This window comes from Ruegeria sp. CG4 (assembly GCF_056537185.1).
The window spans coordinates 1-15,583 of the sequence record NZ_JBQFRB010000009.1 but is presented as its reverse complement, the minus strand read 5'-3'; the positions used below and the strand labels follow the sequence as shown (position 1 = coordinate 15,583).

The 15,583-nt window shown below is 53.0% G+C and carries 14 protein-coding genes; 11 read left to right on the top strand and 3 right to left on the bottom strand.

Translation table 11 applies throughout. The features are described from left to right. The first annotated feature begins 67 nt into the window (after positions 1-67). The 4 genes from ACR0J2_RS19305 (at position 68) to ACR0J2_RS19290 (ending at position 4,129) form a co-directional block, all read left to right on the top strand. The gene (locus tag ACR0J2_RS19305; protein WP_480813511.1) at positions 68-1,810 is read left to right on the top strand and encodes an amidohydrolase; all 1,743 of its coding nucleotides are present in this window, start codon (positions 68-70) and stop codon (positions 1,808-1,810) included. Between the two features lie 64 nt (positions 1,811-1,874). Further along, positions 1,875-2,300, top strand: coding sequence for a putative quinol monooxygenase (locus ACR0J2_RS19300; protein ID WP_480813510.1), 426 nt, complete (start codon positions 1,875-1,877; stop codon positions 2,298-2,300). A 68-nt stretch (positions 2,301-2,368) separates the two neighbouring features. After that, entirely contained in the window at positions 2,369-3,196 is an 828-nt protein-coding gene (locus ACR0J2_RS19295) for a hypothetical protein (RefSeq protein ID WP_480714445.1), read from the top strand. Positions 3,197-3,340: 144 nt separating this feature from the next. Next, the gene (locus ACR0J2_RS19290; protein WP_480813509.1) at positions 3,341-4,129 is read left to right on the top strand and encodes a DUF3299 domain-containing protein; all 789 of its coding nucleotides are present in this window, start codon (positions 3,341-3,343) and stop codon (positions 4,127-4,129) included. A 446-nt stretch (positions 4,130-4,575) separates the two neighbouring features. Here ACR0J2_RS19290 and ACR0J2_RS19285 read toward each other — a convergent pair whose 3' ends face one another. Further along, positions 4,576-5,910, bottom strand: coding sequence for a tetratricopeptide repeat protein (locus ACR0J2_RS19285; RefSeq protein ID WP_480813508.1), 1,335 nt, complete (start codon positions 5,908-5,910; stop codon positions 4,576-4,578). Positions 5,911-6,009: 99 nt separating this feature from the next. Between ACR0J2_RS19285 and ACR0J2_RS19280 the strand changes: the two genes are divergently transcribed. The 4 genes from ACR0J2_RS19280 to ACR0J2_RS19265 all read left to right on the top strand — a co-directional run bounded on the left by ACR0J2_RS19280 (position 6,010) and on the right by ACR0J2_RS19265 (position 9,734). Beyond that, entirely contained in the window at positions 6,010-6,243 is a 234-nt protein-coding gene (locus ACR0J2_RS19280) for a hypothetical protein (RefSeq protein ID WP_170613865.1), read from the top strand. Between the two features lie 10 nt (positions 6,244-6,253). After that, complete coding sequence (gene gntH / locus ACR0J2_RS19275; protein ID WP_480813507.1) at positions 6,254-7,726, top strand: guanitoxin biosynthesis MBL fold metallo-hydrolase GntH; 1,473 nt, start codon at positions 6,254-6,256, stop codon at positions 7,724-7,726. 4 nt (positions 7,727-7,730) lie between these two features. Beyond that, positions 7,731-8,711 (top strand): CobW family GTP-binding protein, encoded by a 981-nt coding sequence (locus tag ACR0J2_RS19270; RefSeq protein WP_170381941.1) that lies wholly within the window; start codon positions 7,731-7,733, stop codon positions 8,709-8,711. A gap of 102 nt (positions 8,712-8,813) precedes the next feature. Beyond that, positions 8,814-9,734 (top strand): hypothetical protein, encoded by a 921-nt coding sequence (locus ACR0J2_RS19265; RefSeq protein ID WP_480813506.1) that lies wholly within the window; start codon positions 8,814-8,816, stop codon positions 9,732-9,734. Positions 9,735-9,944: 210 nt separating this feature from the next. Here ACR0J2_RS19265 and ACR0J2_RS19260 read toward each other — a convergent pair whose 3' ends face one another. After that, positions 9,945-10,766, bottom strand: coding sequence for a class I SAM-dependent methyltransferase (locus tag ACR0J2_RS19260; RefSeq protein ID WP_480813505.1), 822 nt, complete (start codon positions 10,764-10,766; stop codon positions 9,945-9,947). Between the two features lie 86 nt (positions 10,767-10,852). Next, complete coding sequence (locus ACR0J2_RS19255; RefSeq protein ID WP_480813504.1) at positions 10,853-11,707, bottom strand: CE1 family esterase; 855 nt, start codon at positions 11,705-11,707, stop codon at positions 10,853-10,855. A gap of 211 nt (positions 11,708-11,918) precedes the next feature. Between ACR0J2_RS19255 and ACR0J2_RS19250 the strand changes: the two genes are divergently transcribed. From ACR0J2_RS19250 to ACR0J2_RS19240, 3 genes are all read left to right on the top strand, one after another. Next, positions 11,919-13,760: an adenylate/guanylate cyclase domain-containing protein gene (locus ACR0J2_RS19250; RefSeq protein ID WP_480813503.1), complete on the top strand. Its 1,842-nt coding sequence runs from the start codon at positions 11,919-11,921 to the stop codon at positions 13,758-13,760. Positions 13,761-13,951: 191 nt separating this feature from the next. Then, on the top strand, positions 13,952-14,737 hold the full coding sequence (locus ACR0J2_RS19245; RefSeq protein ID WP_480813502.1) for a DEAD/DEAH box helicase family protein: 786 nt from the start codon (positions 13,952-13,954) through the stop codon (positions 14,735-14,737). Positions 14,738-14,902: 165 nt separating this feature from the next. Continuing rightward, positions 14,903-15,307 (top strand): lipocalin-like domain-containing protein, encoded by a 405-nt coding sequence (locus ACR0J2_RS19240; RefSeq protein ID WP_480813501.1) that lies wholly within the window; start codon positions 14,903-14,905, stop codon positions 15,305-15,307. The last annotated feature ends 276 nt before the right edge of the window (positions 15,308-15,583 follow it).

The window sequence follows — 15,583 nt, the reverse complement described above, 5'->3', positions numbered from 1 at the left end:
GTCACAAACTCAGGTTACACTATCGATCTCGAACACAGAAAACCTGTTAACGTCCTCGGAGTGCCTCATGAAGAAGCTAACATTTTCAATTGCTGCGCTGTTGGTATCGTCAACTGCTCTGTACGCGCAGGCCGCCGATCTGGTCTTTACCAACGCTTCCGTCCTTACCATGAATGACGATGCGCCGACCGCGCAGGCCGTTGCAGTCATGGGTAACCAGATAACCTATGTTGGCGATGTCGCGGGGGCAGAGGCGCTGATCGGTGACAACACCGAAGTTCTAGACTTGGGCGGGGATACCCTGCTGCCGGGCTTTGTGTCAGGCCACGATCACATCGTTGCCTCGGGCTGGACGTCGCGCGGTGTCAGTCTGTTTGGTATTGAAACACTTGAGGAGGCATTGGCCGCAGTCAAGGAATATGCCGATGCAAACCCTGACGAGGAGTTGATCCTTGGTTATGGGTTCAATCAGGTCGCCTATGGCGGGTGGCCCACAAAAGAAGATCTGGATTCGGTGGTTTCTGACCGTCCGGCCTTTATCCTCGACTTCACAATTCATGACGTTTGGATGAACTCCAAAGCGTTTGAAGCGGGTCAAGTCAGCCCTGATGAAGAGGATCAGGTGCCGGGCGTTATGTTCTGGCAGCGTGACGCGGAAGGCAACCAGACCGGAATCGGAATTGAGTTCCAGTGGGCTGCGGCATTTCGAAATGCAGGCGCTTGGGACCCGGCAGGTGAAATTCCTGATATCCAGAAAAACCTCTACGATCAGGCGGTCAAAACCGGAATCACAGCAGTGCACGTGCCTTTGATGGCTATGCCGACAGTTACCGATCTGTCGCTTGTGAAAGATGATGAGAAACTCGCACTGGCCCATCTGCACGAACTAGAAAAGAACGGTGAGTTGACGATCCGCACTTTTGTTGCGACGGGGTTCAAGGACCCGACCGCCACTGCTGACGAAATCGTGGAACACACACTCGAATTACGCGAGCAGTACGACAGCGACATGCTGCGCATCTGGGGCATAAAGATCCATCCGGAAGGGAACTGGAGTTCAAAAACCGCCTGGATGCTGGACGACTACGCGGACGGGTCTGCGACGCGCGGTGCGGCTGCCATTGAAGGCCCAATGATAACTTCGGTCTATCTGCATGCCAATCAGAACGGGCTTCCGGTGGGCACTCACGTCGATGGATCACAAACAGTACGCAACACGGTGGACGCGATCATGACCGCGCGCGGCGCTGGTTATGACGTTCCCAACAACCTGCTACACCATTATTTCTGGGTGTCCGATCAGGACCATGAAACAGTCATTAAGAATGGAATCATGGTAAATACGACGCCTATTTTCCACGTTGATTGGGAAAACCAGGATGTTAACGCTTTGGACCTGTTGGGGCGCGCAAAGGTCGAAGCGATTTTTGCCCGCTATTCCTCGCTGATGGCCCTTGGGCACAACGTATCGATCTCTTCGGACGTACCATCTTCGCCGATTGATCTGATCGGTCCACTGCTAAATGTTGAGATTGCGATGACATTGCAGGACCCACTGAATCCGGACAGCAAGCCGTTCCCGTTGTCCCGCAAACCGGCCTCATTGGAAGAGTCTTTGAAAGCAGTCACGATCTATCCTGCCGCGCAGCAAGCGATGGAGGACAAAATAGGCTCCATCGAAGTGGGAAAATATGCCGACCTTGTTGTTCTTGATCAGGACATAACTGCAGTCGAACCGCGTGATATTTCAAACATCAAGGTGTTAGGCACGCTTATGGATGGGCGGTTCACGCATCGTGACGGCATTTAACTGTCAAGGCAGTTGAGGCTGGGGGCGAACAATGCCCCTCGCCATTTTAGAGAGGAAGCCGGAAATGAGACGACTTGCCCGATCCACAGCAGCCTTACTGGCCGCAAACCTTTCAATGGTTGCTCATGCTCACGCTGAAGAAGTCGCATTTATCGCCATACTAAGCGTTCCGGCTGAAAACGCACAGGCTTTTGATGCATTGGCCAGAGACATGGTTGAGGCATCTGCCTCCGATGACGGGCTTTTAGTTTACGAATTCGCCCGAGTTGGCGAAACGGTTTATGGCTATGAACGTTACGTGGATGCGGCTGCCCACGCCCGTCACGAAGCGTTGATCGAGCCCTTCATTCCGCAGTTGGTTGAGTTGGCGCAGTTCGAGAAGATCGTCACTCTATCGCGGATTACGGATGACCATCAGGAACTGTTCCGAGGCATTGGGGCAGAGATTGGCCAACCAATTGCAGCGGCAGCGCGAGGGATATCCGAATAATTCCGCGATTGCGACGAATGTATAAGGACAGCCTAACGACAAATCAAAACGGGGTACGATAGCAAAATATGAAGAACCCTCTTTATACTTGTGCAGTGCTCTTCGCCGGGCTGATCGGTGTTCAAGCCAATGAAGCCCATGCTTGTGACGCGGCTTGTCAGGCAGCGCGGAAGGCTGCGAACCCGCTTGCGGACACAAAAGCACTAATCACGGACAATACAATCGCCTTCAGGACCGGGACGAACGATGACGAAAGCTACAACTTTCAGCTACAGCCCGTATATTCAGTTCCACTGACAGACGCCACATTGGTGCTTCGGGGCATTGTGCCGATCCAAGGTGTCCAGCCCGGAGCCGTATTGCCACCTGGAATTGTCGATCCATCGACAGAAAATGATCTGACCTGGGGCATCGGTGATTCAACTGTACAGGCATTTTATTCACCTACGCCGGGAGAAAGCGGAATCGCGCTTGGCTATGGCCTGCAAGTTTCTCTGCCAACGCACACGAATGACGCCTTGCAAGGTGCCGGTTGGGGCGCTGGCCCTGCCTTTGTCATGTTTGGGCAAACCGGTGATCTGTCATGGGGTGGCGTCATCGCTCATATGTGGGGTGAGAACGATTTCAACGTAACCATCCTGCAACCCATTCTGAACTACGGTTTGGGAGAGGGCTGGTACATCGGGTACAACAACGTCCTTTCGTACAACTGGAATGCCGCTGGCAATGATGAAGCTTGGGCAATTCCACTGGGTTTGACCGCCGGTAAGACGTCGATCATCAATGAGACTAAGGGCACCGCTATGGATGTCAGTGTCGGATATTACACTTTAGAGCGCAGACCTGACGGCGGACCGGACAGACAACTAAAACTGGGTTTGTCGTTCTTTTTTTGATTGGCGGTTTAGAAGCATGATCCAGGAGACTGCTTTCAGCGAATGGGGACAACAAAAACACGAGAGAGAACGATCCTTTGCATATTGGACCCCGGCCGAAAACTGGAATCCGTCGCAACTATGAGGAACAAGTGGACCACTGAAATGACAACCAACCTGATCGCTCTAGTAATTTTAGTTCTTGCGTTCGCACACATTCAAGCTGCTCAGGCGGAGATTGCCCAAAGCCCACAAAAACCTGCTGCCCAATCTTCTCCTTCAGGGGCAAAGCGTTTTGACATGTCTGAGCGCTTACTTGATTTGGCCATTGCCTCACGCTCCTCATCGCTAGACGAGTCTATTCAGGAACATGTTGCAATTAGCTGGCGCGATTTGAAGCCGGCCCTAAAGTCTCTGGAAACCCCATTTGAAAAGCTGCCATATCCGTTGTTGAACGCTATGCGAACGCAAGTTCGTTGGCGAACATCCAGTACCAGCGAGCGCTCTAATCCTGATCTAATTAAAGAATACAAGGCGGCCAATGGTGTTCTGTCCGCCCATGATGTCGACGTAGAAAGGCTCATGCAAGAGCGCCGAAAAATCATTGCGCAAAACAACTCAATCGGGCGCAGCCCAAATTTAGAAATTCTGGGGACCACAATCAGGCTGCCGGGGTACATAGTGCCACTGACAATCGATGGGGCAGTTGTAACCGAATTCCTGTTTGTTCCGGTTGCAGGTTCTTGCGTTCATACACCTTCGCCGCCACCGAACCAGATCATTCATGTAGTTTACCCTAAGGGCATCGAGTTCAAATCGATTTTCGATGCATATTGGATCGAAGGCGAACTGCTAGCTGAACGCCGAGTCAGCGACGTTACATTCTACGACGGCGCTACAAACGTGGAATCCATTTATGAACTCAACGCGCATATTGTTGAAGCATTCACCTAGTGATTTCGAAAAAGCTCATCCGCCAAAAAGCCGAGAGTTAATGTCGCGCTTCATTCGTTTCGCCTATTTGGATGGCAATACACTCAGGACGCGCTAGACGGCGTAACAAAGGCTCACATCAGCGCAGAGTGCAGCCAATGTGTTCAGAGTTAAGAACGGCGGCTTTGTCCGCATAGCAGTCGCTCTCACCGAGTGCGGCGACTGTCTGCTTCGGAGTCCACTTTGACCGATGCTGCGCGATACCCCAATGACAGCTGTGCGCAGAAAGCAGGCTTTGCAAAGTCGCCTGGATCCGCCACTTCTTGCATTCCGCGATGGCTTCCAAAGCTGGAAAGCGTAGCGACCAAAACCAATAGTTCGAGTTCAACGAAGCATTGTCATTTTGAATTTGACATCAACGACAGGAACTAGAAAACTTTACATCGGCAGCTATGCGACGTGTTTCATCAGTATCTACTCAGAGTATCCAGTATCGCTTGCCGTGTTGCGTCATCATTGTGGAAAATCCTGCCGGCAAGAAACTCAGATGGAAACTCCGGCCACGTCTTCCGCATTTCCATAACTAGTCTTTTTGCTTCTTCCGAATGCCCCAAATGATCGCGCGCTACGGCTTGGAATAAGAGCGAAGGAGCACTGACAGGTGCACCCGCGGCGGGTGCGCCCTGGAAGGCTTCAACTACATTTTCGTAGTTCCCCAGCATAAGTTGCGACACGCCCCAAATATTTCGTGCGCCAAAGCGGCCCGATCCTGACCTGAGCCTTTCTGGATCGCTAACTTCAGCCGCAAGATCCGGGGCGTTGGCCATGATGGCGGTGATGCCGACAAGATCCAGAATATGACCATCCTGCGGTGCAAGCTCGACGGACATTCTTGCGTATTTCATAGCCTCGACTGGTTTATTTTGGGTGGCCAATACCCAACCATTTGCACCGTTTGCCCATGCATCGGTGGGAGATAGATCAAGCGCTCTTCCCGACATCTCGGAAGCTTGGTTAAAAAGTTCATCTCTTTGTGCCTTGTCAGGGGACAGCATGGCCAAAGTCGCCAGGACCTGTGCCGATCCGGCATAACCATCAGAGAGTGCGGGGTCGAGCTCCGCGGCATGCTGAAACATTCCCAGTGCTATTTGCTGGCGCTTGATATCAAAAACAGGAAAAAACATCCCTCGGGCTTGATCCGCAAGGTTAGCCGCCTGAAGCCGTGTCAAAGATTGCTCACCAAGAGCAGTTCGCTCAGCCTGTTCGATGGATTGAGCTGTCGGCAAAACCACCTTGTTATCCCGAGTGAACCAAAAGCCAATCACCGCAATCAACACCAGGCAACCCAGCCCCATTGGCAGCACTTGCCGTAGACGCCGATGCCCCCCAAGCACATCGCTGTCGTGAACCCTTGAGTTGTCGTCCCCTGTCGTCCTTCCTTGCGAAAACCGTGGCTTGTATCCGCCGGAATCAACAAAAATTCGAACTCCCTCACCGTCCCATTGATCTTCGTAAAACTCATGTAGCAGTCGACGCAGCCGTCTGGCTTCGACGCGGACAAGATTCCGACCACCAGTACCATCAATGCTCCGACCGTAGACTTCGACCGCGATTGCTTTGCCACGAATCTGGGCGCCGCGACCCGCGAGAGTTTCTTCGACCACGTAAGTAAGAAATTGCTGGAGTCGAGGCGAAGCCTGGAATGCGACGCTGGAAACAACGCTCTGAAGTGCCCGTCGAACATGCTCCGGCGATGGCGGTGCAACATCTTGATCTATCGGCAATTCATTAGCTTGGTTCAAAGCAAACTCACCCCCAACTCACGGTGACTCACTTGGCGCATGTCGTCAACCGCACTCATCTTGATGTCAGAATAGATAGTGGGAACCGGGAATTATCCAGTGACTTGGGAACTGAGTGATGAGCTTGCAGAGCTTTCCGGTGCGCTTTCCGGGCGTATCGAAACTGACGCGTTACTCAGCGAGGTAATCGAAGACCTAAAGAAAGTTACGGCGCTGTTGGATGACACATCGATCACAGCCTCAGAGCGCGCGGAATGGGCCCACATCAGATCTGAACTCGTGAACGAGCTTCGCCGGATGGTGAAGCGCAATCCTCGCAGCATTTCCAACTAAGGGCATAGCCATGACAAAAGAAGACAACGGCAAAGAACTTGAGAACGAACAGATCCAGAAGTCTGACGATATCGAAAACCCTTCCCGGCGACACGTTATGCAGGGACTGGCGGCAGGTGCGGTCGCAACAGGTGCCGTTAGCTACGGTACAGGAACCGCACATGCGCACCCCGGTGATGGACCACTAGGCGAAAGCCTAAAGAACCCATACGGCGGCAGACCTGCCGGCGGCATCACTTTGCCGGAGTACTTCCGTCCTACGAAGTACATGACAGGCTCGAACGCGAATTATTTCCCGTTGTCCGAGGATCTCGGGCCTGACGAAATGCGGATATCGTTCTGTGGTTCGACGCCATTTCCGCCCCGCGAAGATCAGGCTGGAACGTGCATCATGGTCGAGCTGGGTAATGGAAAGAGGTTCTTCTTCGACTTCGGCTCGGGCTGCGTCCGCAACATTATCGGGATGCAGGTTCCGGGTCAGTTGATCAACGACATCTTCATCACGCACCTTCATGTCGATCACTATGCCGACATCCCTTATATCTACCCGTTCCGGGCTTGGTCTGGAGGGTACACACCGCTGCGCATTCACGGCCCATCTGGTCGGACACCCGAGCTTGGCACAGCCGGAATGGTCAAAGGCATGCAGCAGATGCTCAAGTGGCATCTCGAAGCTTTCGACGTGTTCCCAATTGGGGACGGGTACGAGATCGAAGTTAACGAATTCGATTTTCGTCAGGAAGGTGGAATCGTTTATGACGAGGACGGTGTCACGGTGCGCTCGTGGCCGCGCAGTCATGCCAAGGACGGCGCAGTCGGATATCGGCTGGATTGGAACGGACTGAGCTTTGTCTGGACCGGCGATGGCCGCCCTGATGAACTGAGTCTTGAATACGGAAAAGGCGTCGATGTGTTTGTGACCGAAATGTCCGGACAGGATATCGGTCAGTTGATGACCTACAAATACGGTCTGCCGCAAGAACTGTTCAACTACACAATCGATACGCATCATACATCGCACTATGCGGTCGGTAAGATGATGGCTGAGGCGCGCCCCCGGCTTGCGATGGTAACCCACTATACGCAAGACGAGGACATCGATGCCGAAATGCTGGCGGGAATCCGTGCCCACTATGATGGGCTGTTCGCTTGGGGTTTGGATGTAGCCGTCGTCAACGTCACCAAAGATGCAATCTGGTATCGCAAGGCGACACTTCCAGGAAAATCTGGTTCAGTCGCGCCATTCCGCGAATTGGGCAAGATGGAAGCAGAAGGCAAGATCACATTGCCGGATGAAATCAAGCCGCCAGCACCGCGGTCATCACGTGCCGAACAGCAGGACCAGAAATACCGCGATATGGAGATCGATCCGAAAGAATACTATCCAGCTGACGTATTCCGTGCTCCCGATCCCGAGTGGCCCAGCGATTTCGTAATCAAGGTCGATGACGTCATCCCGAACCGCAAGAAGAAGGCAGAGTAACGACATGATCGAATTCGGTTCGACTTCCGCAATCCCCGTAACGATCCTTACCGGCTTTCTCGGAGCCGGTAAGACAACACTTTTGAACCGCATCCTGACCGGCAATCACGGGTTGCGGGTTGCGGTTCTGGTGAATGACTTTGGATCAATAAACGTTGACGCTGACTTGGTCGTCGGTCTCGAAGATGATGTGATGAGCCTGGCAAATGGCTGCGTTTGCTGCTCGATCCGCGATGACCTGATCGAAACGGTAGAAGCCGTTCTCGCCCGGCCTGAGAAACCGGAATACATCGTCCTTGAAGCGAGCGGAGTGTCGGACCCGTCATCAATTGCAATGACATTCACCGATCAAAAGTTTCGGGACATGATCCGCTTGGACAGCCTCATGTGCCTGGTCGATGCGGAACAGCTTTTTTCTGCGCCGGAACAAATGGAATTGAAGCTCCGTCAAATCGCGTTCTCGGACATGGTTATTTTGAACAAGGTCGACCTCGTCGACAGAGCGGCTGTTCAAAGGGTGCACGATTGGCTCGGGTCTCGCTTCCGTCGATATCGTCTGGTCGAAGCCGTCAACGCAGATGTCCCACTGGATATACTTCTTTCTGTTGGCCGCTTTGCCGCCGAACAGCTCGAAACAGAAATACCCGATCATCATGAACATGGGCCCGATTGTGGTTGCCACCACTCTGATCACTCGGACAGCTTCTCAACAACGATGATGAAAGCTGAACGCCCGATAAGCTTATCTTCTCTTCGGAGTGCAATTCGAAAGCTTCCGGGTGATGTTTATCGCCTTAAGGGCTTTGTATTCAGTGAAGAGGATCCGGATCATCGCATTCTTGTACAGGTAGTCGGAAAGCGCATGGACATCGCAAGGGATGGCGCATGGGGCCACCGAAAACCTGAAACAAGGCTTGTTGCAATAGGTGCACCTGGGGCACTTTCGGAATACGAGCTTTCCGATGCGTTGTTGGCGACCGCATAGCGGCAAGTTAGACAAAACTTGCTTGCCTGTTTTTCTTAAGTTCCAGCACGTAAAAGCTCGAAAGCCCGCAGCACCGCGGACAAAATATGGAGAAAAACCTAATTGCTGAAGCAGCTTAGGAAATGGAGCCAAGCGATCAGATTGCTCGCACCTGCCACTGCGTTTGCCTTGTCGGGGACGGCTTTGTGCGCGCAGGACGTTTCAAGTCGAGAACTTGAAGATACAACCCCAAACCTCGGATTGCCGAGTTCAGCTGAAGGACAAGATGCCGAGTTGCTTTCCGCTTTCCACGGGCTCGAGGCGTTGCCCCGCGTAGCAAATCTCATTTGCAGAGGTTCCAGGGGCAAAGACGGGATGCCTGTTATTTTTTCAACCGAGGTAGATCTGGAAACTTTGCAGGCAGGTGACTTCAGAGTCGTAACAAAATCAGGCCAGATCGGAACAATGCACTGCGCGTCAGTGTTGCCTGCTACCGATCCCGGTGAATTGCGCACTGTGCTTCTGATCGGGGATTTTGGGAACGTTTCCGTGGATCCACCGGTTGCAGTCGAGGTTATTGGACACCTTCATTCCATCGATGGAACACTTGATTTTCGCGGTGCCACGGTAGCCGTGATTCCGCTGGAAGACGGACCCTCAATGATCTTTGCCGAGGTTGTCGAGGATTGGACTTTGGTCGGAAATTTGGGGCCACGTCGAACCAGAGGAAGCCTTTGTCCAAGTGACAACATCGTACAGGCCATTCGGGTAACCTGGGCGGGTGGCGTAACGCTGGCCAACGGCAAGGAGCCTGGCGATGTGGAACGTGATCTGTACAGGATTACTGTAGTGGCCGAGGATGGATCTCAACGCATAGTAACACCCGCGGCGCTTGCCGATCTGGGTGACGGAGACAATAACCACATGCTCTGCCTTGATACAAAGGATCAACCTATCTCGGTTTCCTTTCCACCTGGCATTTTGACGGATCCGAATGATGATCTAAACCCAGAAACCAGCGTATTTGTCTCAAAACCCAATTAAGAAACTGCTTTAAGTTTGTTTGATTGGACTCTTAGCCGAAAATGCTTGGCCGGGCCGGTTGCGGGCATTCCAGTGGTGACTGCGAATGAATGGATTTGTTCGCTCAGTTGGCATTGGAAAGTTCGGTTTTGAAGGTCTGCTTCGGGCTGACATCAGCCAATCCGCACACCGCAGAGAATGACTATTTCGAGCGTCGATGCAACAATCGCATCAGGCCATGCAAATGAAGCGGTATGTCAATAACCGACGTTCATCCAGAGCAAGAAGTTGGTTCTGAACCATATCGCTGGCGATGTCCCCAAATAGAATCTGTGTCGTAACAGGCATGGTGCTCTTAGACTTGGGCTTCGAAATTCTCGCCTTAAGCCATTCAAAACTTTCAGTCGTCGAGTCTTCTTCATCCAATACCTTAAAACCCGCATCTTGCAGAAAGCCGACCATTTCTTTCGGGGTTGCGAGATAACTGATCGAGGCGTCCATAGCCCACGGCATCGGATAAACGACGTCACCACCTTCACCCTGTAGTATGTCGTAAACTCCAAATCGTGCTCCCGGCTTCAGAACACGATGCGCCTCTTTGTACACCGAGAGTTTGTCCGGGATGTTCATCGCGACATGAACCGTTACCGCGCCGTCAAAACTGCTGTCCGAAAATGGGAGCTTTGTGGCATCTCCCTGAGTAAACGTGGTTTGTTCATTGAGAGCGACCCAATCTGAAATGGTTTTAGCTGCGTCGCAAAACTCTTGCGTCAGATCGATGCCGGTAACCTTAGCGCTTGCTTCTTCGGCAATTGTTCTACTGACCCCACCCAGGCCACTACCAATATCAAGCACATCGGCGCCTGGTGTCAGCTTAAGTTTTTCCAGCAACTGCAAAGTCGCTTGTCTGCCTCGAAAATGGAACTCATCGATAGGCTCAAAATCAGCGGCGCACAGTTTCTTCGGGTCAACGCCCGCGGCCTTCAGGCGATCAGCTATTTGGTCGATCAGTCTGCGGCTGCGACCATAGTGATCGGAAACCTGTTCTTTCATTTTCCCACCCTTTCATCAAACAAGTTGGGTGCTACTGAATTCATCTACGACCAAAGCAACCGAAGGGTATAAGGGCACTCAAGTGTTCAAGGTAGAGCTTCGAACCAATCGAGCACCGCATCCCGCCAGCCCTCTGGCACGCCGTGTCCACCTTTGGTGACTTTCAGCCGGATCGAGCCTGCCTCACAATCCATCCAATCCTTCTGCATCGAGTCGTCATCGCCAAAGCTGTTTTCCGCGCTACCCAAGCAGGCGTTCTCGCGGCACCAGACATCCAAGCCCTTCATGACGTTACCCTGGTGAAAATCAACACCCTCCCATGTCAGCTGTCGGCCTTCGAACGGCACCATTCGGTCTTTGAAGCCATGTACGTGAAATAGGTGAACTGGCGCATCGCACTCAGTGGTCATGGGCTCCCAAAACGCCCCGGCCGCAGCGGCAAAGCCTCTTGCCATCTCTGGCGCTTGGCACGCAATGTCCCAGACCATCGAACCGCCGCGGGAGAAACCTGCGATCAGTATTCTCGACGGGTCTATACCGAAGCGCTCCACCGCGTCGGCGCGAACTGCGCCGACAAAGGCGACATCATCGCGCGCCAGATCATACCCGTCAGCCACACCCCAATCGAGGTCTTTGCTATTAATACTGGGCTGCCCGCTCGGCATAATCACCGCGTAGCCGCGCCGGATGAAAGGATCGACATAGGCGGAGTTCTGGATCATCCCTTTCCCAGACCGTCCATAACCGTGCAACCAAATGACGGCAGGCGGTTCATCCGGAACCTCTGGCAAGGCCGCGTAGTACTCCCCGCCTTCCAGTGTGCAAGGTGCATCTGGAGCGCCACACTCTCCGTCCGAGGCAAAGGCCTCTTTCGGACTTGCAGCAATAACAGCAATGGCAATACCGAGCGTCAAAATGCGATTGCGCGTTTCGGGTCGCATCAAAAGTGTACCTCTGTCGCTAGATCACAGAAATCATAGCACAGCGTTACGCATCTCCGAAGGTAGCGGCCAAGCGTTTGTGAACCATATGAAGTTTAGGCAAAGTTGGCCGGTCTATCTCTATTCAAATGAGTGGTTATGAGCTTGGGAAAGAACTTAGAATTTGTTCGAGAACCCTGGTAACTTTCATTAAAGTGGTACGGGGGGACTTATGGAACGCCGTCTAACCGCCATTCTGGCTGCGGATTTTGTGGGATTCTCACGCCTGATCGGGCGTGATGAAGAGGGCACGATTACCACCCTAAAGAGCTACCGAAAACTCATTGATGACCTCATCTCAAACTATGGTGGTCGCGTGTTCGGCAGCGCGGGTGACAGCGTCATCGCTGAATTCACAAGTGCAACGGACGCGTCCCGCTGTGCATTGGAAATTCAAAGAGAACTGAAAGATCGCAACCTCGATCTGCCGGAAAAAGGGCGCATGAACCTTCGTATCGGAATACATCTCGGTGACGTCGTGGCAGATGGCGATAATCTGCTGGGAGACGGCGTCAACATTGCCTCTCGGTTGGAAGCAATCGCACCGCCCGGAGGCATCTGTGTTTCCAAAGCAGTTGCCGATCAACTTTCGGGAAAGGTGGACGCGGAATTTGCGCATGCTGGCGCCCATGAATTGAAGAATATCGCCAATAAGGTCGAGGTTTGGACCTGGCCTCCGGAACTTGCGGTCAAACCCAAGCGCAGCGCAGCGATCCGATGGACTGCCGCGACGGCTGTTGTCGCCACAGTTACCGCGATTTCAGCTTTTTTTGTCTTTGGAAGAGATGATCCGCGCGACCTTCCGTCAGGTGCGCGGATTGTCATTACACCTTTTGAAACAATCGGGGAAAACAAGGAAGACGAGTATTTCGCTGAAGGTTTGACGCGTGATCTTAACGCCTTGTTGGCGAAGTTCTCAAACCTGTTTGTTATAGCTCCCGAAGCTGGCGCCGACTTCAGCAGTCAGAAAGATTGCGAAGCGATCAGGGATGCGTTAGGGGCCGATTATATACTTGGCGGCACGGCCCAACGGTCTGACTCGAAACTGCGGGTGACAACTACGTTCATCAATGCAAGGACTTGCCGGCAACTCACGCCGCCTGGCCCCTTTGATATGGACCTAAGCATCGCAAATGTCCTGGATATCCAGGTTGAGATTGCAAGAAAGGTCGCCTCGCAAATCGGCTCAAGCGATGCCCCGTTGTTCAACGCTTCTGTACAGCAGGCTATCCGCGACAAGGCACCGGAAAACCTGGAAGCCTATGAATGCTATCTGTTGGGATTCTGGTTTTATCAAAGTTTCAGCATTGAAGCGCATCGCAAGGCTCGGGACTGTCTACTGCGAACCGTGAAGGAAGAACCTGGTTACTCTCTTGCTTGGTCGCGGTTGGCCTTTAACTATCTCGAGTCTAAGAAACGATCATTCGACACCGATCCGGATTGGGCAAATAAGGCCCGAGACGCCGCCACACGTGCACTTGAGGAAGACCCGGACAATGCGGATGCGCACTACGCCCTGGCAATCCTCAGCAGAATGACGGGAGAAGACAAGGCGGTCTTCTTTGAACACGCAAAGAACGCCACGGAGCTTAGTCCCAATGATTCCTGGATCCTCGCGGATCTGGGTATCTTTCTTGCTTACTCCGGCGAGTTTGAAAAAGGTAAAGAGTGGATTTCCCGCGCAAAAGACCTCAACCCCAAACTTCATCCTGGCTACAACAACGCTTGGGTGCTGCACGCGATCTTGCAAGGCAATTATGATGAAGCACAAAAAGTCATCTTGAGCTGGGGTACGCCGAAATCCACCATGTCGATGGCAAGCCTGACTGCAAGCTATGCTTTGGACGGCGAGCAACAAAAGGCGCAAGAGATGGCGCGACGCTTGCAAAACGAACACCCGGAGTTTCTTGACGATCCACGCGCACCGTATCGAGCACGTGGAATGCCAACGGAGCTGATCGAAAAGATAATGGATGGGCTTCGCATTGCCGGTATTGAAGTTTCAGAGAACTAACGCCGAGATTGCTTGCAAACATCGCCTTCAGAATGACGGGCATAGAATGTTTGTAGCGGTTTTGGAACCAAGTTGCGCTTGCTGCCTAACGCTGTTGCCGACACCGAATTAGGAGATTCGTTATTTCTAAGGACAGTTTTGCGGACACAGAGATTGGAAGACACTTGGCGGACGCTGCACGTCGTTGCCGCATGGTTTTCTTCACTGGATTACCGGCATCTGGAAAGTCATTCCTGTTGCGTCAGCAGATATCCATTGCGATCTCCTTGGGACGTCGTGTGCATATCATGCGTTGGGATACGGGGCTCGCGGCGTTTCAAACCGAAGATATACTCGCGAGGTATCCGGATGTTTCGGATGGAACTCATCCGTTGATCCGAAAGGCAGCCGGGCTGTGGGGGCGGAGAGCACTGGCGCGGTGGCTGGCGGAGAATACCGACCCCACAGGCATGATTGTCGGTGAAGCCCCTATCATCGGAAACAGGTTTTCCGAGTTCATCCTGGTGCAGCCGGATCAGGTTGAACCAACCTTAGCATCCGAGGAAACCACATTCATCTATCCTGTTCCCACAAAAAGCTTGCGTGCCGATCTCGAAGCCATCCGAAGGTCTACGTTTGCGAACCCAAAACATCCTGATGAGGCCAGAGATGCGCCTCCACCGACAATGGAACTGGCCTGGCGCCTAGCATGCGCCAAGGCTGTTGAATTGGGCTTAGTCTCTGAGGTTGACACCCATTCTCCGTATGAGGAGGCGATCTATGTCCGATTTTTTGAGCACCTGCTGCAACACCGAAACGCCGTCAGAATTGCGGTCGATACGATTTATCCAGATGCCGGGTCAGCCCATGACCTGAATGCGAACATCTTGGAACTCAGTGCAAGCCCAAACGAAGTGCAACGTGCTGTCGCAGAGGTAGAGGCTGCTTTCACAGTCCAGGAAGTCGTCCGAGACGTCGAAAACTGGTATCAGGTGTAGTCCCGGGCAAAAGTCAGCTCCATTGGTATACCCGAAACCGCTAAGGTTGGTTGCGAAGGTCCAAATTGGGCTGCGAGCGGCCAATGATGCTGACCGCAGGTAGCGGCAGTTCTAAGTTCAACCAGCCGTTGCCGGGCAGCCATTTGCTGGGTTAGCCTTGTCAGTATGAGCGCGAACGTTTCGATCATCGGGACATGGGTATTGAAGAGTTTCGTCGAGGAGTTTGACGACGGCTCCACTCTCCAACCCTATGGCGACAACCCGCAAGGCCGCATCGTCTACGCGGGCGATGGGTTCATGTCGGCTCACTTATGGAACCCCGACACCCATGTTGAGGGAACCAACTCACGTGACTACCCCAGTTACTTCTCGTACTGCGGTGATTGGTCAATTGAAGGCGAAGTCGTTCGGTACCGAGTTCATGCTTCGACCGAAGCATCTTGGGCTGGGCAGGACAAATTGCGAACCATGGCGTCAATTGGCGAGCTCTCGGAATTGACGGCGGAAGAGGTCGTCTTCGGGGGAAAGGAAGGAAGGGGTATTTTGGTTTGGGAACGCCTTAAGAATTAGCCGACAGCGGCAATCGGCCAACGATCACTTCGTTCGCAACTAGGGAGTTGAAAAGTCTAGTTTCGAGTGTCGGCTTTGGGCTGCCATCGGCCGAAAAAACAGGGCGCAGAGAAACGCGTAATTGAGGCCGCGGCGGTTGGACAAAAGAGTAAAGGTCGGCGTCAGCCGGTCATACCTGCCGCCCTTAGCCCATTGGTGAGAAGTTTAAAATCATCCGGTCGCCGCCACATAGACCGAAACCCGCGAGCAAGGCTATCTAACGTATCATCCTCAACC